The 19,118-nt window shown below is 41.9% G+C and carries 17 protein-coding genes; 2 read left to right on the forward strand and 15 right to left on the reverse strand.

Annotation, left to right across the window (positions count from 1 at the left end; translation table 11 throughout):
- Positions 1–30: 30 nt before the first annotated feature.
- Positions 31–720: a two-component system response regulator DegU gene (degU, locus tag MHB38_RS16850; protein ID WP_008348273.1), complete on the reverse strand. Its 690-nt coding sequence runs from the start codon at positions 718–720 to the stop codon at positions 31–33.
- A 64-nt stretch (positions 721–784) separates the two neighbouring features.
- Positions 785–1,960 carry a sensor histidine kinase gene (locus MHB38_RS16855; RefSeq protein WP_035389673.1) on the reverse strand — a complete coding sequence of 392 codons (1,176 nt, stop codon included), beginning with the start codon at positions 1,958–1,960 and terminating at the stop codon, positions 785–787.
- Positions 1,961–2,181: 221 nt separating this feature from the next.
- On the opposite strand from MHB38_RS16855, the gene MHB38_RS16860 reads away from it, so the two are divergent.
- The gene (locus MHB38_RS16860; protein WP_017357860.1) at positions 2,182–2,850 is read left to right on the forward strand and encodes a YigZ family protein; all 669 of its coding nucleotides are present in this window, start codon (positions 2,182–2,184) and stop codon (positions 2,848–2,850) included.
- Positions 2,835–3,926, forward strand: a complete 1,092-nt coding sequence (locus MHB38_RS16865; RefSeq protein WP_025208065.1) for an LCP family protein — start codon at positions 2,835–2,837, stop codon at positions 3,924–3,926. The genes MHB38_RS16860 and MHB38_RS16865 overlap by 16 nt, the downstream gene beginning before the upstream one ends.
- A gap of 36 nt (positions 3,927–3,962) precedes the next feature.
- Here MHB38_RS16865 and MHB38_RS16870 read toward each other — a convergent pair whose 3' ends face one another.
- The 13 genes from MHB38_RS16870 to MHB38_RS16930 form a co-directional block, all read right to left on the reverse strand.
- Positions 3,963–5,030 (reverse strand): glycosyltransferase family 4 protein, encoded by a 1,068-nt coding sequence (locus tag MHB38_RS16870; protein ID WP_007499956.1) that lies wholly within the window; start codon positions 5,028–5,030, stop codon positions 3,963–3,965.
- Between the two features lie 134 nt (positions 5,031–5,164).
- Entirely contained in the window at positions 5,165–6,412 is a 1,248-nt protein-coding gene (gene tuaH / locus MHB38_RS16875) for a teichuronic acid biosynthesis protein TuaH (protein WP_017368143.1), read from the reverse strand.
- Positions 6,381–7,136: a teichuronic acid biosynthesis protein TuaG gene (gene tuaG / locus MHB38_RS16880; protein WP_135226382.1), complete on the reverse strand. Its 756-nt coding sequence runs from the start codon at positions 7,134–7,136 to the stop codon at positions 6,381–6,383. The genes tuaH and tuaG overlap by 32 nt, the downstream gene beginning before the upstream one ends.
- Positions 7,137–7,160: 24 nt before the next feature.
- Positions 7,161–7,838: a teichuronic acid biosynthesis protein TuaF gene (tuaF, locus tag MHB38_RS16885; RefSeq protein WP_052320994.1), complete on the reverse strand. Its 678-nt coding sequence runs from the start codon at positions 7,836–7,838 to the stop codon at positions 7,161–7,163.
- A 61-nt stretch (positions 7,839–7,899) separates the two neighbouring features.
- On the reverse strand, positions 7,900–9,366 hold the full coding sequence (gene tuaE / locus MHB38_RS16890) for a teichuronic acid biosynthesis protein TuaE (RefSeq protein ID WP_052320993.1): 1,467 nt from the start codon (positions 9,364–9,366) through the stop codon (positions 7,900–7,902).
- 39 nt (positions 9,367–9,405) lie between these two features.
- The gene (locus MHB38_RS16895) at positions 9,406–10,335 is read right to left on the reverse strand and encodes an NAD-dependent epimerase/dehydratase family protein (protein ID WP_052320992.1); all 930 of its coding nucleotides are present in this window, start codon (positions 10,333–10,335) and stop codon (positions 9,406–9,408) included.
- 14 nt (positions 10,336–10,349) lie between these two features.
- Positions 10,350–11,687 (reverse strand): UDP-glucose 6-dehydrogenase TuaD, encoded by a 1,338-nt coding sequence (gene tuaD / locus MHB38_RS16900; RefSeq protein WP_046344599.1) that lies wholly within the window; start codon positions 11,685–11,687, stop codon positions 10,350–10,352.
- A gap of 75 nt (positions 11,688–11,762) precedes the next feature.
- Positions 11,763–12,947 carry a teichuronic acid biosynthesis protein TuaC gene (gene tuaC, locus MHB38_RS16905; RefSeq protein ID WP_052320991.1) on the reverse strand — a complete coding sequence of 395 codons (1,185 nt, stop codon included), beginning with the start codon at positions 12,945–12,947 and terminating at the stop codon, positions 11,763–11,765.
- Entirely contained in the window at positions 12,944–14,395 is a 1,452-nt protein-coding gene (gene tuaB / locus MHB38_RS16910) for a teichuronic acid biosynthesis protein TuaB (protein ID WP_167764437.1), read from the reverse strand. Before tuaB ends, tuaC begins: the two co-directional genes overlap by 4 nt.
- An 18-nt stretch (positions 14,396–14,413) precedes the next feature.
- Complete coding sequence (locus MHB38_RS16915; protein ID WP_008348294.1) at positions 14,414–15,073, reverse strand: sugar transferase; 660 nt, start codon at positions 15,071–15,073, stop codon at positions 14,414–14,416.
- 198 nt (positions 15,074–15,271) lie between these two features.
- Positions 15,272–15,844: a hypothetical protein gene (locus MHB38_RS16920; protein WP_017357854.1), complete on the reverse strand. Its 573-nt coding sequence runs from the start codon at positions 15,842–15,844 to the stop codon at positions 15,272–15,274.
- 144 nt (positions 15,845–15,988) lie between these two features.
- Positions 15,989–17,479 (reverse strand): N-acetylmuramoyl-L-alanine amidase, encoded by a 1,491-nt coding sequence (locus tag MHB38_RS16925; RefSeq protein WP_202734187.1) that lies wholly within the window; start codon positions 17,477–17,479, stop codon positions 15,989–15,991.
- A gap of 132 nt (positions 17,480–17,611) precedes the next feature.
- Positions 17,612–19,102, reverse strand: coding sequence for an N-acetylmuramoyl-L-alanine amidase (locus MHB38_RS16930; RefSeq protein WP_008348299.1), 1,491 nt, complete (start codon positions 19,100–19,102; stop codon positions 17,612–17,614).
- Positions 19,103–19,118: the final 16 nt, after the last annotated feature.

A 19,118-nucleotide genomic window follows, 5' to 3' on the forward strand; every position in this document is an offset into this window, starting at 1 on the left:
CAGGCGAAAAAGGAGTACTTGTCCGGAACATTATCTCATTTCTACCCAGCCGTTTTTAATTGCTACAACAACAGCTTGAGTACGGTCATTTACATTCATTTTTTGCAAAATGTTACTCACGTGGTTTTTGACTGTTTTCTCACTAATAAAGAGCGACTCACCAATACCTCTATTGCTCTTTCCGTCAGCTAACATTTGAAGAACTTCACATTCACGTCTTGTTAAGATATGAAGTGGTCTGCGAATTTCAGGATATACCTCGTGCTGTGGATGTGCTGAAACGCCGCTTGTTGCTAAGCGTCGGAATTCATTTACTAAGTTATGAGTGACTTTCGGATGTAAATAAGAGCCTCCGTCAGCTACTACTTTTACTGCTTCAATGAGGGTATCTGCATCCATTTCTTTTAACAAGTAGCCTCTTGCTCCTGTTTTTAATGCATGTGTCACATAGTTTTCATCGTCATGAATAGATAGGATAATGACTTTTGATTCGGGATAAAGCTCTACTAGCTGTTTTGTAGCCTCCACACCATTTACATTCGGCATATTAATGTCCATAATGACAACATCCGGATGATAGTGTTCTACGATACGTGCAGCTTCGTCACCGTCGTCTCCTTCTGCAACTACTTCAAAAGTAGGTTCAAAATCTAAAATCCGTTTGACACCTTCACGGAATAATTGGTGGTCATCGATAATTACAATATTTACTTTAGTCACAAGCTACGCCTCCCCATGTTTATTGTTCTACACCTGAACTTTATGGTCAATATGTCTTTTGTCTCTATTTTACAATTTTATTTTGTAATGTTAACGGTACTCTAATCATGACGAATGTCCCTAGACCTATTTTTGAGTCTATGGTCATTTTACCTTCTAGTAAGTCTACGCGCTCTTTCATACCTAGTAACCCAAAGGATTTGTTTTTATTTGTTTTAACATCCTTCATATCAAAGCCTTTTCCATCGTCTTTGATAATTAAGGTTACAAAGTCTTTCGTCACTTCAACCTTCACAGAGATTTCTTCAGCTTCAGAATGCTTTAAAGAGTTTGTGACAGCTTCTTGAGCTAGTCTAAATAGTGCCACTTCAAATTGAGAAGCAATTCTTTCGCTTTCTGTATCACCTATGCACTGGAACGTAATTTTGGTTTTTCCATCATATTCTTCAATTGTGTTTAAGTATTTTCGAAGTGTCGGAATGAGACCCAAATCATCTAAAGCCATCGGTCTTAAATCATAAATGATTCTTCTCACTTCGTACAGTGCATTTCGCACATTCTGCCTTAGACTTCTAATTTCTTTAAAGCCTTCTTCTGTTCCACGGTCTCTAAAAATCCGTTCAATTAGCTCTGAACGCATCATCACGTTTGCCAGCATCTGAGCAGGTCCATCATGGATTTCTCGTGATACCCTTTTGCGCTCTTCTTCTTGGGCTTCAATAATTCTTAGTCCAAAATCTTGTTTTGCCTGAGCATCTTCAAGTAAAACACCGACCTGACGTAAATCTTGGTTCAAGTAGTTGAGGACGACCGTGATCTGGCTCACAAGCGTTTCTGAACGTTCAATGACGTCTTGTAAGCTTAACAATCGTCTTTCGAGATCATCTCTTCTTTCCCTCAGCTGTTTTTCGCGCTGCTGGATCATGGTCAATTCTACTTGCAGGTTATGTGCTTTTTCATAGGCTTCTCGTATTTCTTCTTCGCTGAATTTGTTGAAGTTTCTGCTGACCTCAGATAATCGATTTCTAGCATGTCTCGTATGTACTTCTAGTTTATCCCCAAAATCAATTACTTCGTTGACTTGCTGTTTAATTTGCTTAAGCTCTTCTACCAGGCTTTCATATTGTTGACGGGACTGTTCGCCGATTCTAAATACTTCGTCCTTACTGCCATCAACTGTACTTAGCATTTTCATGATGATTGAATCCAATAACTTCGGATCCATTTTAGGTGTTGTCATGGCTTTTCCCTCCCGTAACAGTGATGTCATCTTTTTTTATTATAAATGTCATTGATCTGCATTTTATGTCGAATTATAATGAAAGAATGCGTATAAATCATGAAATTTTTATGACGACCCTTTTTCCGCTCCTATCATCATAACAAAATACGCTGTAAAATTCTAAAACCAATGCAAATTTTCTCTAGCCTTACAATTTGCTTGTCAGGAGGGTATGTCTTTTGCTGAACCGCTATCTCACAGTCAAAAGCCGTGGCGAGCATGAGATCGTCATTGAAAAATCACGTTTTATTTGTCATATACAACGTGCTGTCTCAGAAGAAGAAGCACAAGCCTTTATACAATCCATAAAAAAACAACATTGGAACGCCACTCATAATTGTTCCGCCTATTTGATCGGTGAACATGATCTGATTCAAAAAGCAAATGATGATGGTGAACCAAGCGGTACGGCAGGGGTACCAATGCTTGAAGTGCTAAAAAAACGCAAGCTGAAAGATACAGTTGTTGTCGTCACTCGTTATTTCGGCGGTATTAAGCTAGGTGCCGGTGGATTAATTCGCGCGTACGGAAAATCTGTGTCTGAAGCAATTAATCATGTTGGTATGGTAGAACGCTGTTTAATGCGTACGATGCACACAACAATAGATTATACATGGCTTGGAAAGGTAGAGAATGAGCTTAGAGCCTCATCTTTTCAGCTAAAAGACATCCATTATGCAGAAGATGTGATTTTTGAAACGTATGTAGAAGAAACACAAACAGAGCAGTTCATTGAATGGATGACTGAGTTGACTAATGGAAAGAGTGTTACTAAAGAAGGCGAATTGATTTATTTAGAAAAGGACGTTGGTCCGATAAAGGAGACAGATGAATGGCACAACGAGTAAAAGTGCGTGTACGAAAGAAAAAGAGTAAGAAGAAAAAGATTTTCAAACGGATTCTGGTCTTATTTTTGCTTCTCTTCATCTGCATGGGCGGATTTGCAGTTTATAAGATTGTGAATACACTCCAAGCTGCTGACAAAACTTATGATGAATTAGAGCGCGGGGAGAAATCGAAACTCCGTGATGCTGTCATTGATATAAAGAAAAAACCTTTCTCTGTCCTATTTGTTGGCATAGAGGATTACGCCACAAATGGTGATCACGGCCGTTCAGATTCACTCATCGTCGCAACGATTAATCCTCAGGATAAAACGATGAAAATGGTCAGTATCCCCCGTGACACACGAGTACAGCTTGCTAGTGACACTACGGGAAATAAAGTAAAGATCAATGCGGCATTTGCTAAAGGCGGTAAAGACGAAACGATTGAAACTGTCGAACAATTCTTGCATATCCCAATTGACAAATATGCAACAGTGGACTTTGACGGTTTTAAGGATGTCATTGATGAAGTTGGGGGAATCGATATAGACGTTCCATTTGACTTCAATGAAAAAAGTGACGTCAAAAAATCGAAAAAGATTTACTTTAAAAAAGGGAATATGCATTTAAACGGGGAAGAGGCACTTGCTTACGCGCGAATGAGAAAACAAGATCCACGTGGTGATTTCGGGCGTAACGATCGTCAGAAACAAATCTTACGTGCCATGATTGATCAAATGGCGAAACCTCATAACATTGCAAACGTGGATAATATCGCAAAAGAAGTAAGTGATCATATAACAACCAACTTCCGCATCACAGAAGGACTTGCTCTACAGCAAATTTACAGTGGTTTCAAAGGAGACGATACTGAAACATTATCTATTAAAGGATCAGACCTTTATCTAGGACCAAATCGAACATACTTCTTTGAGCCAGATCAAACCAACTTGGCTGAGGTGCAAAATGAGTTAAGGACACATTTAAAGCTTCCTGCTGAGTCATCATCTGAAACAGATTCACAAACAAATCCAGCCTCTGGTGAAACAGGAACAACTGATACCACGACTCCTTCGAGCAATACAACAGGACAATAATAAAAACAGCCCGCCTTCCGAGGAACGGGCTGTTTTTTATTGTCTTTTGACCATACGTTTGTAGAATTTCGTAAATGGTTTAAACTCTTCGTTCACCAAACCAGTGACTTCAGCGATAACTTGCATAAACATGACCAGTAAAAAGATGATGATCAATGACAGCCAAATGGTGGCACTTGTCAGCAAAATCGCGCTTAAGCTGAAGACTAAACCAATCATGTAAATCACAATCACTGCCATTCGATGTGATAAGCCAAAGGCCATCAGTCGATGATGGATGTGTGATTTGTCAGGTGCTGAGATAGGCTGTTTATTCAATATTCGTCTTATGATCGCAAAGGTCGTATCAAAAATAGGCACACCTAAAATAATTACAGGGACAACAACACTAAACAAAGTAACACTTTTGTACAATCCTAAAAGTGACAGGACCGAGATCATATAGCCTAAAAATAACGACCCTGTATCACCCATAAATATTTTTGCTGGATGGAAGTTATAAAAAAGAAAACCGATGGTACTGCCAATGACGACAAGAGATAACGAAAGAATCAGGATCTTGTCCGCAGAAAATGCCATGACGGCAATCGTGGTTAAACCGATAACCGAAATTCCGGCAGCCAGTCCATCTAATCCGTCAATTAAATTGATCGCATTTGTAATCCCAACAATCCATAGTACAGTCAGGGGATATGCCATCCATCCTAACTCCAGTCGATCTGTTAAGAAAGGAACAGAGAAAAAGTCCATTTTTAAGCCCGTGCTCACGATTAAGCAAGCAACGAGAACTTGCACAAGAAATTTAAATTTTGCACTTAAATTATATTTATCATCAAATATACCTAAAATGACGATGAGTACAGCGCCAACTGATATAGCTGTAATTTTATTATGTAGAAACAGCCCGCCTGCTAGTGCTCCAGCCGCTACCCCAATAAAAATCGCCAAACCGCCCATTCGAGGCATTACTCTATCATGAACTTTTCGTTTATTCGGCTGGTCCACTGCACCAATCTTAATTGCAAACTTTTTGACGATTGGTGTCACAATTAAAACTGTAGCCAGAGAGACAAAAAACGCTAATAAGGCGCGTTCGTAATCCATAGGTCAGTCTCCTTCTAAATTGAAATCTGTATTTTGTATATTGGCCGCTCTTTCCATTATACAATTGAATATAGGATGATCACAAGCTCCCCCTAAGAAGAAGAAACAAATAAAAACGCACAATCCTGAATGAATTATGCGTTTTCTTTAATATTCGTTAATTCCACCATGTTTGTGAACAGTGCGTGCCAATCTTTTTTCTTTGCTCGGCTTTGTCTTAGATGTCTGCATGTCATGTCATCTTTTTTACTGATCACTTTCTGACAGGCTTCGACGAAGAGAGCTGGATCTTCGCCCTCTACATATTCATACACATCATTCTCTTTTAGCCTTTCCGTTGATGGAAGATTTAAACCAACAACAGGGATTCCGGCAGCTAAAAATTCATACAGCTTGAGCGGAAAAACCGCTTGATTGTAAGGAGACTGTTTGTATGGCATCATCCCTACATCAATTAATTTCATATAAGCAGGCACTTCTTCTGGTGCGACTGCTCCTGTCCATATGACATTGGGCAGTTTGAGTGCATGCTGAAAAGATGGATCTCCATTCGTTCCATCCGGACCGACAAATAAAAATGTCCAATCTGGCTGCATTCGAGCAGCTTGAGCGATCATGTCAAAATCGAGCTTCGGCTTGATCCCACCTATAAAGCCAAGAACCGTTCCCTCTCTTCCCTCTAGCACGTCTTCCCTGCTAGGGAGGTTGCTTTTTGCAAACACATCATACTCGACGCCATTTTCTACTGTAAAGACATCTTTCGGTTCACCCATGAGCCTTTTTTTGATTTGATCATGTAAGTATTGTGAAGAGCATGTAATGCTGTGTGCATATTTAATAATGCGGTTTTCAGCTTTTACAATGACTCGCTGTCTCATATAAGAGAGAATGTTGTTTTTTCCGCTGATGGGCTCTCCCCACAGGTCACTGCAATCATACACAATATGTTTCCATTCAAATAAAGAAGATAAGAGCGGAAATCCCGGAAACGTATACCATAAACAGACGGCTATGCCCTGCTTTTCTTCTTGACGCAAATGCTCAAGAAGAGGAGATAATTTATGAAAATAAAACATATCTTGATAACGGCCAAAGCGAAAAAACTTGCTCTTGAGCACATCAGGAATGGTCATTTGCTTCATTCGATCCGTTATAGGCTGAAAGGGAGTTGAATGACGAGTGGAAGATGGGCATACCCAGATGACCTCTTTCGTTTCTGGATCAGATGCAAGAAATTCCGCCAGTCGATGCCGTCTGTACCTTAAGCCATCGTGGCCCCATTCTCCCGTTGCGACAATCACATGTATGATCGAGTCTGCTTTCACCTTTATCACCTTTTTTCCCTTCTGTTTATAAACGCTTTTTGACAGCATTTGTGGCATAGTGCATAAAACACCAAGATGCTTTCACAAAATGAAGCTGCTCAATTTCTCTATAGACAAACCATGTTTTTTTCGCTGCTTTCCACTTGTTACTAGAAATCGAGTTTCCCACGATGCGATATTCACTGAGCGGCTCACTCATTCCATAGGCAGTAAATCCTTTTTTTAAAATAGAGAGCCATGTGGCTAAGTCCTGCCTTGTTCGAATGTTTGGCATTTCCACGTGTCCTACTTGTTGAAGATCGAGCATCACCGTCAAACAGCCGATAATCGTATTTTTTAAAGCTTCATTGTAGTTCAACTGAGCCGGCGCTGTGACGGTTTTTTGTAACGGCTCTCCATTTTCTGAAATGATGTCATATGCCGTGAAAGTAAAGGCATGATCATTTTCTAACATAAACTTGACCTGCTTTTCGAGCTTTGTCTGTTTCCAAATATCATCGCTATCTAAAAAAGCGATAAAGCGGCCTTTCGCCTGTTTGATGGCTGTGTTTCTAGCAATAGCGGCTCCCCCGTTTTCCTCTAAATAAATGACGTTGATTCTGTCGTCCGTCTGACTTAATTCCCCTAACAACTTCCTTGTGCCATCTGTTGAGCAATCATCTGCAATGATCAGCTCCCAGTTGGAATAGGTTTGGGCAAGGACGGAATGAACTGTATCCGTTAAATAACGTTCCGCATTATACGCCGGTGTAATAATTGATACTAACGGTTGATTGTTCACCTAAGACTCATCTCCAGTTCATCATTAAGATTCTTTGAACACTTCAGGTAACACCACAAACATAAGCGAGATGCTAAGGCCAATGACAAGTCCAAGCAGTGCTCGTTTTTTCGCTGACATCCCTTTGTTCCCTTCATCAAGTACTTGGGCAGGATCGACAATCTTTGCCTGCTTCATCCCGAGCTTTGTCGATTCCAATTCATATAAAAATCGTTCTTTATCGACTTTGGAGTCATTGCTGACAGATTCATCTTCAAGAGCGGATAGTCTTCTTTCAATGACTTGCTGTCTTTTCGTAAATAAGGCTTTGTCCTGCTTTAAAAATGTATCTGACACTTGTTTCACTACCGCCAAAGCTCGAGCTTGATCAGCATCTGTAAACGACAACTGCAATTGTGTATCGGACTGGTTAGTGAGAATCAAACGATTTTTCACATCCTGCCTTTCTTCTTCCTTTACATCCCGGAGCGCTTGATTCAGAAATGCATCGCTTTTTAATAGAGATGTCACTTCTGACAGATTGTTATACACACCGTCGTCATATTTCCCAAGCGTCAAGGTCACAGCAGCTGTGTAACTTGACTGTTCTACTGTCCCCTTGGCAAAAAAGAAACCAAAAGCAGCCAATACAACGGGCAGCAGCACAAGCCAGACGATATATTTTTTCATTCGCTTCCCTATTCTTAACATAAAACCAGACATGCTCATTCTCCCAACATTGACGTATTTGCTTTTTCACTAGTGTAGCCATACAAACTCAGCATCACACGTTTGCCCACGGCTTGAAACGCTGTTTATTTTTCATGATATTGACCGCTGCGATCACTAGACCTAGAAACACCCAGTGGAAATATAAATTTGAGACCGAACTCGGACTGATACTTGAGACGAGAAAGCTCAGCATGGCAGCAAATAGACCTTCAATGATCATCTTGGCTGATCTCGTGTCAGCCAATTGGTATTGTTTGTACAGTGAGAACATGAGATAGGCATACACTGAGATATAACCTAGCATGACGGCAAACCCAAAATTCGTCATCACCTCTAGCAGCCAATTGTGAACTTCAACGACCTGATCTGTATCAAAGATAGAAAAGTGAGCTAAGTAATAAGACACATTGCCCGCTCCAACCCCGAAGCCATATGAATTCGTAAAGAAATGCCAAGCGTTTTTGATTAAATTCGCCCGGGCAATGTTGGACGGAAGTGGTTCGCTAAAAGAATGAGCGACCTGAGAAGCGAGAAACAAGTCATAAAAGACAGAATAGATTTTGGCTGAAAAAATGGCGATACAGATGATAACAAGCCCGCCTGCTGCCATGATGGACCATTTTTTTAAAAAGCGAGGCATCAGCAGCCATACATAGATTGCCGCTCCGGCTAATATGCCAAGCAAGCTGGCGCGCGATTCTGTTAACAAAATAAGATACAGCGCTAAGATGGCTCCTAGTAATCCGAACGCTTTGATATAACCATTTTTCATTTGGCGCATGCACGCCACATATAAGAAAAAGCTAATAGATAAAAACGTCGCAAAGTCATTTTGGTTAAAGAAGACAGCCGTAGGATAGTGCTGTTTATACGCTGGTCCAAGATACAATGAGGTATTCGGTAAATGATTTAAGGTCAAGTGATTATAGAACCCGATTCCCATCACAAATACAGTCATGACTAACCAAATACTATAAAAAGTCACGATCTGATCCATTCGCTGAATGTACATGACCACAAGAAAGACAAAACCCATTCCCATCGCAAGAAGAGACATATATTTCAGGCCGTCTGTGACCGAATGAGCCCAAAGCAGTGAGATGAGCCCGTAAAGAAACCATGCAGCGAAAAAACCAAGAATGCCTTTAACACGAATTTGCTGCCACTGGGATATGTACGTTCCTTTGTCTCTCATCCGCCATATGAATAAAGCAAAGACAGCCAAGAGCATGATGCGGTAGAGAAAGAGACTAAAGAACCCGGCACTAATAGAGAAGAAAGCGTTATTGAGAAATGTTAGTGCAATTAAAAGGTAAATGGCTGACATGAATATGTGCTCACCATTCATGTAGAGCTTCATATATATAGCAGCCACCATGAGCACCACAATCAAAACCGGAATGACCACCATCTTCTTTAACCCGATAGGCTGTGCGGATGCCATTTGTACAAGCCCTATACCTGCTATTAATAAAATACATCCGATTATCATTTGCCATGCTGTTTGTTTCACACTCATACCTATTTTCCTCCTAAGCAACCCATCCGATTTGAGGGATTAAGCCTTTACTTCCTGTTCATAGTAGGAAATGGTACGAGCCAAACCTTCTTGTAAAGTCACAACAGGCTCCCATGCTAAGACTTGTTTCGTTTCCTCATTTTCCAATGTACTATGCACAATATCTCCTGCACGCTGAGGCTTATAAATCGGTTCAAGATCTGATCTTGTGACTCGCTTCATCGTTTGAAACAGCTCATTCACCGTGATGGAATGACCACATGAAATATTTAAACAAACGTTTGATTGAGCGGTTAAAGCTGCAACATTCGCTGCGGCTAGATCGCCTACATAGATGAAATCTCTTGTTTGTTCCCCGTTTCCGAAGATGAAAGGTGCCTCATGCTTTGCAAACTTATCAGAAAAAATTGAGACAACACCGCCTTCACCACGTGCGTCTTGGCGCGGACCATATACATTGCTGTACCGCATAATACAATAGTCCACATCATAGAGTGATTTTGCCATGTGTAAGTATCGTTCAACTGTCAGTTTCGACAAGCCATAAGGTGAACCAGGCTGCAGTGGATGAGCTGTGTCGACCGGCAGATAGACTGGGTCTCCATAAACTGCTGCCGATGAGGCAAACACCACTTTCTCTACCCCGGCTTCAGCCGCTGCTTTGATCACATGCAGCGAGCCTTTAATATTGACCTCTTCGTCGTAGACGAAATGTTGAACCGAAACGGCTACACTCACTTGCGCTGCAAGATGAATGATATAATCTGGTGAAATGTGTTTGATCAAATCGACCGTTTCTGATTTTGTGACATCTGCTTCAATGCATTGTACGGATAGATGAGCGATATTTTCCTTCGATCCAGTTGAAAAGTTATCAAGAACGATAGGCTCATATCCTTTCTCTAATAAAGCCTCTACCGTATGAGATCCTATAAATCCACTTCCCCCAGTGACCAATACTTTCTTCATCCAAGTTCCCCCTATTATTGTGCCTTCGATACCAATTCTGTTTCCCATACGCCTGGGCGGCCGATGGACTGGTAAATAAATCCTCTCTCTTTCATTTCTGCTGGATCAAACAAATTCCTTCCATCAATTAAAATGGGAGAACGAAGCAGCTGCTTGATCTGATCTTTATCCATCTTCTGTACGTCATCCCATTCCGTTAAGATGAGACAAGCATCTGTATCTTTCACTGTTTCATAGAGATCATTGCTGAAGACCGCCTGCGGGCCAAGCTCTCTTTCTGCTTCTATATAAGCAATTGGATCATAGGCTTTGACAAAAGCTCCGAGCTCTCTCAGCATTGGGATAATATCTAGTGCTGGTGCTGAACGCATATCGTTTGTATTTGGTTTAAATGCGAGCCCTAAAACGGAAATCGTTTTTCCTTTAATATCACCGAACACACTCATCAGTTTGCTGACAAGATGGGCTCTTTGGTGGTTGTTTGTTTCAATGACAGATTCGATCAGCTTGAACCGGTAGCCAGCTGTTTCGGCAATTTTGAGAAGAGCCATCGTATCTTTTGGGAAACAAGAACCACCAAATCCAATGCCTGCTTTTAAAAATTTATGCCCGATCCGGCTGTCTAACCCAACGCCTTCGCTGACTTTTTCCACATCAGCACCAACTCTCTCGCAAATGTTCGCAATGTCATTGATGAATGAGATTTTTGTGGCGAGCATGGCATTTGCCGCATACTTAATCATTTCTGCACTTTCTAGATTGGTCTCAACCACTTCTGTTTGAAACGGATCATGCAATTTTTTAATGATCGTGGATGCATGTGCACTTGTAGAGCCAATCACCGCTCTCTCCATATTCATCGTATCTTGAATAGCTGAACCTTCCCGCAGAAACTCTGGATTGGAGACGACGTCAAATGGATATTTACTGCGTGAAGCCTTTTGAACAATGGCTTGAACAAGACGTCCTGTTCCAACTGGCACTGTGCTCTTATTCACGATGATTTTGTAGCCATTCAGGTGTTCCCCAACCGTTTGAGCCACAGCTTTCACGAATGTTAAATCCGCTTCCCCCTGAGGTGTCATTGGTGTTCCTACCGCAATATAAATAATCTCTGATTCTCGAATTGCAGCCGGAATATTGGTTGTAAAACACAATCTTCCCTCTTCTGTATTCTTCTCAATCAATTCCTTTAAGCCCGGTTCATAAATTGGAACGAGACCGCTTTTTAAGCTGTTGATTTTTGATTCGTCGATGTCACAACATATGACGCGATTTCCGATATCAGCAAAACAAGTACCCGATACTAACCCGACATATCCTGTTCCAATCACAGCAATTTTCTTCAACATGTTTCATCCTCTCAGTAAAAGCATATTGGTCGTTCCAAACTGTTTATCTATCAGTCTTTGCACATTTCATCCTGTTTAAACGGTGGATGTTGATTGATTCAGCACCTTTTCATATTGCTGAATCAGGAGCGTAGCATTATGTGATGATGAATAATCTGTATGGACGATGTGGTGAAGATCGTTCTTCACTTGCTCGTTCCATCTGTTTTCATAAAGATAAGCGTGAATCGCTTCTTTTAGCTGACTCGTTGAACGCGGTTCAATGAGCAGATGTTGATAGGTAGAAAATAGTGATGGGAGACCACCAACCCGTGTTGCGATGACAGGCAGTTTTAAAGCGAGCGCCTCAAGGACGACAGTCGGCATTCCTTCACTGTAGGATGGAAGGGCAAACAGGTCAGCTGCCATTAAATAATGTTTGACTTGTTCATTCGGCACCTGCCCCGGGAGTATAATGGATTCTCCCGCCCGTTCGGCCAGCTCCTTTGCGAGGGGTCCTTTTCCGACAAAGACGGCTTTCACACCCTCCATCCCGCTGACAGCTTCCGCTAATTCAAGCAAACCTTTCTCTTTGACTAAACGGCCAACAAAAACGATGAGCTTGTCGTGAAGCGGTAAACCTACCTGCTTTCTGATGGCTGTTTGATCCCCTGGTGTTCTAGAAAATGACTTGAGCGGAATTCCAAGCGGGAGACATTGTGCATCCACCTCTGTCATGTCATGTGTTTTCTTTGCCAGCTCCTCACTCACTGTGAGAACAGCAGACGCCTGTTTTACTGCTGCTTCAAAGGCTGCAAACGCCCCTTTGCTATAGTTTGGATAGACGTTCACATCACTGCCGTGTAAGGTCAGAAGATAAGGGATGCTCGCTTCCTTTTGAATCACAGCTGCTGCGCCGCCAGACGGCATGGCAAAGTGCGCATGGATGAAATCCGGTGACAGATCATAACGCTCCATTGTGCGTAGGACAGAAGCTGCGATTCGTTTACTCGGCTGAGCCCATTTTAGCTGTCCAGGCAGTGCTGTATAAGGCGGTCTGTAAACCGGTACTCCGCACCTCACTTCCTGCTGGGGAAGATCTTTTCTCTGACGATAGGAAGCTTTAAGCATCCGTAAGATGGGCGGATTGACAGGGGTGGGACAAATCACGCTCACTTCTACGCCTTGTTTGACCAGCTCCTGCACTTGTGTTTCATGGAAGACGCCTTCACTTGGATGTTTTTCACTAGGATATACACTTGTCAGCCATAGCACCTTCATGACGAACGACCTCTTCTCCATAATTTCCCTGTCACCTGCGGATACATTTTGACAAGCAGCAAGCTATATAAAGCCGCACTTAAACAAATCGTCAGTAGTAATTGAAGCAGTATATCCGCTGATGTCAGCTTCATCCCTTGATGAACAGCTACTGCGCAGCCGGCCATTAACAGCGTCATGACAGCAGGCTTTACGAGTGATTTTATATACATCTTCATATCTAGCTGAATGACGTAAGCCATCAGCCACCTGCCGACAATGAAGTTCAGCAGGCTGACCCCTGAGTAGACCCAAGCTACAGTCAATAGACTGCCAGTATGGACTCCTGCATATAAGGCGCATCCATATACGATGAGCATGCCTGTATCCCAATAAAAAGCTAAGTCCGCTCTCCCTTTTGCAAGAAGGATGGAACCATTTGGATTCATCAGCACACGGAGTAGACCGACAATGCACAAAATATTCAAAACCGGGACCGCCACTAGCCATTTCTCTCCAAACACTACTTCTATAAAGCTATCTGATACGGCAGCAAGACCGATGAGTAGTGGAAAACTAATGAGTGCGAGCATATTCGTCATACTGAGGAAGCCCTCACGCAGCCTAGAGTGATCACGCTGACTTTTTGCGAAAACTGGGAAAGCCACTCTCGTCACAATCGGGTTAATTTTCAGCACCGGGATTGTGACGATTTGATAAGCCAGGCTGTAAATCCCTAATGCCTCTGCTCCAAGAAACCGTCCAATTAAAATCATGTCGATATTTGAGCCTGCCCGATTGACGAGCCTTGACGCAAGCTGGAAAGCCCCGAAGGAGAAAAACTCTTTCACTTCCCCTAATGCGAAAACGGGTGCTGGGCGCCACTTCTTCCAATAAGCAGCTGCATACATAAGACCTTTTCCTGATTGAAGCAGCACTTGAGAGACCACATAGGCCACAATTGGATTGATAAAAAAGGCTAGGATAAGTAGAACAATCAGCGAAATGATCGTCGCTATCGTCTCAATCGTACTTAAGGTTTTAAAGGCTAAATCTTTCTGCATCATATATTGGTATTGCTGACCAATTGGTGCAATGAGAAACATGATTGATAATAACTTGAGCAAGCCTTCCAGCTCAGGTCTGGCATAAAAGGTGGCAATCAAGGGACTTGCGAGGATCAATACACAAAACAAGAGAATTCCCGTCAGCAAGTTAATCCAATATAATGTAGATAATTGACGTTTCGTCGTTTGTTCCTTTTGAATGATCGCAGCACCGATGCCTAGATCAAGTAAAATCTGTGTAAATATTGCGACAGTTGTGATCATGCCAACGAGTCCAAATTCTTTCAGTGACATTACGTTCCCTAAAAAGGCGAACTGTGTAATTTGGATGATGGTAATGATCAATGCGGACAAGCTTGTCCATTTTGCTCCGCCCAGCAGGCGATTTTTCATACTTGCCATTTCTCTTCCCTACTTTACTTATCTGGCTCCGTCACCAGTCACGATGACTTTTAACGTTTTTACCATAATCTTCGTGTCGAGAGAAAATGTCAAGTTTTGAATATACTGTAAGTCATGTGATAATTTCTCACTTGGACTCATTTCATATCCCCCATTTACTTGAGCAAGACCAGTCAGCCCTGGCTTCACTGTCAGTCTTTTTGTAAAGCCTGGAATCGTCCGATTAAATTCGGCAGTAAACATTGGTCTTTCAGGACGTGGACCTACAATACTCATTTCTCCTTTTAACACGTTGATAAATTGCGGCAGTTCATCAATTCTTGTTTTTCTGATGAATGCCCCCACTTTGGTGATACGAGGGTCATTTTTTTGCGCCCATTTCGCTCCTCCGCTTTCTGCGTTGGTTCTCATCGATCTGAGCTTCCATAATTTAAAGTAGACACCGTCTTTTCCGACCCTTTCCTGCATATAAAAGGCTGGCCCTGGTGTTTCTAGCTTAATTAAAAGGGCAAACAGTAAAATGATTGGCGTACTCAACATCAATCCGATGAACGAGAACACGACATCTATGAAACGTTTTGCAAATAAATATCGAACCATATGTTCTGTTAAAGCAAAAGAGTGGTTTCGTCTCACTTCATATTCTCTGTAAAGGTTCATCGCTTTCTCTGCGCTCACTGACCTGCACCTCACCATTCAAAGTAGTTGTTGTGTAAAGAGATGTTCTATGAAAGTCAGTTTAGCAGAGCAACATTAAGCAAATGTAAATGGGCTGTTAAGTCTTGTAAAAGTGTGTTAAGAATGTGCCCTTATATCAAGTTATGCCCTTTTAAACGTAAAAAAGACCCGCAATTCTGCGGGTCTACGTGTCTTTTTTTATTTTGCCTTTACGGATTCGATCGTCTTCAGTCTAAGCGTTCCGTTTGCATCTTTTGTATAAGTTACTTTCACTTTTGATTCTTCTTTTAGGCTGTTCACTTGTTTAGAAAATGTATTTCCGAATTGAATGGCTACTTCTTTTCCATCAATGTTGACAGCAATTGTATGTCCATCAGCCAAACCGACATATGTGCCTTCTTTGGTGACTTCATTTTTCTTCGTTGTAGATTCTTTTTTTGTTTTAGATTCAGCTTTTGACTGATCATTTGTCGTTTCTTCTTTTGTGATTTCCTTACTTGAGCTTTCTTTTGCATCTTCATCAGATTGACCTGCTTGGTCTTCTGTTTGAGCAGCTGTTTCTTTGCTTTCATCATCTGCTTTTTCACTTGCAGACTTGTCTTCCGTCTTTTCGTCTGTTGCATTTTCTTTCTTTTGATCTGCTGCTTCAGTTGTTTCTTTTTTGCTGTTATCCGTATTGTTGTTATCGTTTGACTGATTTGATGTGCCGCATGCTGTGAGCATTACACCTAGAAGTAAGGCTAAAAACGGCATTGTGATTAATTTTTTCAAGATCGTCACCTCTTCATGATTTGTCGATTTGCTGTCATTGGAAGGCAAATACGTGAAAAATCCACCCTCTATGTTTCGATTATAACAAAAATAACCTGAAATGAAATGTATTTTTAACTTGACATATCATTCATCCGATCTATTTTATTCAAAATATTGAGATACACCTGCTGCGATTCCTGAAGCCAGCCTCTCCTTAGCAGTCGTTGATTTTAATATACTGGCATCAATCGGACTGGTTACGAACCCTGTTTCGAGCAAGATGCTGGGCATTTTTGAATACTTGATCACGTAGAACCCTGCTGTTTTCACACCACGATCCCTTGTGCCAAGGGCTTTCACCATCTGGGGCTGTACCTTTTGTGCCAGCTTTAAACTATTGGCCGAAGCATACGTCGCATCATAATACGTTTCTGTTCCATTTGCACCGCTATGATTATTTGCATTGGCATGGATGCTGATGAACACATCCGCACCAGCCTGTGATCCTTTGCTTACACGTGTTTGCAAGGAATCGAATGTATCAGATGTTCTAGACATGACCGTCAGCGCACCCGCTTGTTTGAGCCTCGCTTGTAGTTTTAACGCGACATCTAGATTGACATTTTTTTCAAGCAGTCCATTTCCTACCGCTCCAGCATCCTGCGCACCATGACCTGGATCAATAAAGATGGTTTCACCTAACACATGATTTTTCAGCTGTGTGATCACACTGGTTCGTATGGTTGATGTTCCGCCTAACACTGTAAATGTTGAAATCTTTTTAGTCCCAATGACACGACGAATCGCATCTGGCACTGATTGAGCGTCTGTAAGAAGAAGGGTTTGCCCTTGCTTGGCTGCCGTACTTGCCGCAGCTGCCGCATCGGCATATGCATAGCCGTTACTCATATACGTTTGGGTTGTCTTCATCGGGTATGTTTTCGCAATTCGGACTGCCACTTCATACCGATTGGCTCCGCTGATTCTCACGGGTGATGGTAGCTTTTGATAGGCTGCTTGATTGACACTTGTTTCCCCGCCAATCACAATCGTCCGTTTCACCGCTTTGCTTTTTAATAGATTGGCTGTTTCCTGCCGCAGCCCTTTTGCATCGGTTAATAAAATAGGAAAGCCCTGTTTTGCAGCATACGGAGCAATCGCCACAGCATCTGCATAAGCAGAACCATTCACAATCACAGCTGTATCAGCACTCTTCATTTGCTTAGCAACATTTGCCGCCAATTCATATGGATTCTTCCCTTGTATTCGCGATACGGATAGATTCATTGCTTTTAGCTGCGCTACGACTTTTTGAGAAATGCTTGCGGTTCCGCCAAGAATGATGACACGCTTCGTTTTCAACTGCTGAAGACCTGACTTAGTTGCACCTGAAAGACTGCTAGTATTCGTTAACAGCACTGGGGCTCCTTGCTGAAAGGCATACGGCACAGCACTTAGCGCATCAGCATAAGCTTCACCGCCTACTAAAACAACTGTAGGAGCTGCCGACCAGCCTCGTTTTGCAGCGTTAACTGCCACCTCATATCGATTACTTCCCTCAATCTTCGATACATTGTGCTGCGCAAATGCTGATGGTGCATATAAACATAGTGAAATCACAATCAAAACAAAACATTTGATATAAGAACGCATGAAGTCAACCTCCTTGGTTTTGAACCCTTCACCCCGGAAACACTTCATGTACTTTTGAAAAAAGGCTGCCGAGAGTCGTTTCTCGAGCAGCCTAAGAGGTGTATCTTAGGCACCCCTCATCTGTATGTTTTCTTATCTAAAATAGCCTGAAACACCGCTTGAAATACCTGACGCTAATCGATCTTTATAAGTAGCAGATTTCAAAATATTTGAATCAACTGGACTGGAAACAAAACCAGTTTCTAAGAGAACACTTGGCATCTTAGAATATTTAATCACATAGAAACCAGCTGTCTTCACGCCACGGTCTCTTGTTCCTAATGCACTGACCATTTTAGGCTGAATATTTTGCGCGAGCTTCAAGCTGTTTGTTGCCGCATATGTTTTGTCATAATACGTTTCAGTTCCATTTGCACTGCTGTTATCATTTGAGTTCGCATGGACACTGATGAAGATATCTGCATTTGCTGACGCACCTTTGCTCACCCGTGTTTGAAGACTGTCGAATGTGTCTGATGTTCTTGACATCGTCACAAGTGCACCTGCGTTGTTTAACTTTGTATTTAGACGTTTGGCTACATCTAAGTTTAAGTTCTTCTCATATAATCCGTAGCCTACCGCTCCTGAATCATGAGCGCCATGACCTGGGTCAATGAATACTTTTTTGCCAACGACAGGATTTTTCAATTGATTCACGACAGTTGGTGTCACTGTATTTGTACTGCCAACGACAGTAAATTTGGTGATTTTTTTGCTGCTAATCGTCGCTCTTGTTACCTTTGGCAGCGTCTTTTCATTCGTTAGGAGCAATGCTTTGTTTTGCTTTGCTGCAATTCCTGCCGCAGAAGATGAAGTGGCATAGCCAAACCCTCTTCCTACATAGGTATTATTTGTGCTCATATTGTATTTTTTCACAATATTCGCAGCCACGTCATAACGAGTAGAGCCTTTGATTCGCGTTGGAGATTTTAATTGATTATAAGCTGCTTTTGTGACGTAATTCTCTCCGCCTACGACAATGGTTTGTTTCACATTGCTTGCTTTTGCAACAGAAGCGATTTCAGAACGAAGGCCCTTTTTATCTGTATATAGAATTGGGAACCCTTTTTGTGCCGCTACAGGTGCAATGGCAATTCCATGTGCATAGAATGACCCTTCAACCACAACGACGCCAGCTGGCGTTTTCATTTTTTTCGCGATATTTGCCGATAGCTCATATCGGTTTTTTCCTGAAATACGTTGTGTAGAGATGCCCATTTTCTTTACTTGATTGACCACGTTGTTTGACACACTTGATGTGCTGCCTAAAACAATAACTGTCTTCGTTTTTAAAGCCGTTAAGGCTTTTTTTGTATCTCCAGAAAGGCTTGTACTATTTGTGTAAAGAACTGGTCCATTTTTTTGATGTGCCAGTGGAATTCCTGCTGTTGCATCTGCATATGCAGTTTTCCCCACTAAAACAACTGTACTTGCTGTTCCCCATCCTTTTTTCGCTACGTTTGCTGCTACAGCATACCGGCTCCCACCATCAATTCGGGAGACCGAGTTATCTGCTGAAGCTGTTGGAACAATAACGAAAATGGCGATGAGGCTGAGGATGGCTGTTTTGATCATTGAGCGCATCTTCTAAGTCCTCCTT

Origin of the sequence: Bacillus sp. FSL K6-3176, from assembly GCF_038003325.1 — a bacterium.
GTDB classification, from domain to species: Bacteria; Bacillota; Bacilli; order Bacillales; family Bacillaceae; genus Bacillus; species Bacillus altitudinis.

Coding starts and splice junctions, on each gene's coding strand:
- tuaB (WP_167764437.1), bottom strand. CDS start 14,395: ATGGCAAGTATGAAAAATCGCCTGCTGGGCGGAGCAAAATGGACAAGC.
- tuaD (WP_046344599.1), bottom strand. CDS start 11,687: ATGTTGAAGAAAATTGCTGTGATTGGAACAGGATATGTCGGGTTAGTA.
- tuaH (WP_017368143.1), bottom strand. CDS start 6,412: ATGCCACAAATGCTGTCAAAAAGCGTTTATAAACAGAAGGGAAAAAAG.
- MHB38_RS16895 (WP_052320992.1), bottom strand. CDS start 10,335: ATGAAGAAAGTATTGGTCACTGGGGGAAGTGGATTTATAGGATCTCAT.
- MHB38_RS16855 (WP_035389673.1), bottom strand. CDS start 1,960: ATGACAACACCTAAAATGGATCCGAAGTTATTGGATTCAATCATCATG.
- tuaF (WP_052320994.1), bottom strand. CDS start 7,838: ATGTCTGGTTTTATGTTAAGAATAGGGAAGCGAATGAAAAAATATATC.
- MHB38_RS16865 (WP_025208065.1), top strand. CDS start 2,835: ATGGCACAACGAGTAAAAGTGCGTGTACGAAAGAAAAAGAGTAAGAAG.
- tuaC (WP_052320991.1), bottom strand. CDS start 12,947: ATGAAGGTGCTATGGCTGACAAGTGTATATCCTAGTGAAAAACATCCA.
- MHB38_RS16930 (WP_008348299.1), bottom strand. CDS start 19,102: ATGCGCTCAATGATCAAAACAGCCATCCTCAGCCTCATCGCCATTTTC.
- MHB38_RS16925 (WP_202734187.1), bottom strand. CDS start 17,479: ATGCGTTCTTATATCAAATGTTTTGTTTTGATTGTGATTTCACTATGT.
- tuaE (WP_052320993.1), bottom strand. CDS start 9,366: ATGAGTGTGAAACAAACAGCATGGCAAATGATAATCGGATGTATTTTA.
- MHB38_RS16870 (WP_007499956.1), bottom strand. CDS start 5,030: ATGGATTACGAACGCGCCTTATTAGCGTTTTTTGTCTCTCTGGCTACA.